The organism is Pseudomonas sp. AC463 (assembly GCF_979253585.1).
The window spans coordinates 1-229 of sequence record NZ_CEEDDZ010001275.1; the positions used below are offsets into that span (position 1 = coordinate 1).

The 229-nt window shown below is 69.0% G+C and carries 1 protein-coding gene; it reads right to left on the bottom strand.

Going from position 1 to position 229, the window contains the following annotated elements; translation table 11 throughout:
• Positions 1-209, bottom strand: a 209-nt coding sequence (locus AC0IYH_RS34405) for a hypothetical protein (RefSeq protein ID WP_471838988.1), incomplete at its 3' end; no start/stop codon positions are given.
• Between the last annotated feature and the right edge of the window lie 20 nt (positions 210-229).

Below are 229 nucleotides of genomic sequence, written 5' to 3' on the forward strand. Positions count from 1 at the left end.
GTCAGCATTTCCGGCGAGGCGATGCGCGTGGCGGTGTCGACATAGGACCAGACCTGCCCGCCCTCCAGCCGCTGCTGGTTGTCGAACAGGACGATGACGGGCGATGCCGCATCCAGCTTCGCCGCGTCGATCGGCGCAGCGGCCTTTATCCAGCCCGGCGCGGCCTGATACAGCGGCGTCTCACTCGCGAATGCGGGGGCCGCGACCATGCACGCCCCCACCAGCAACC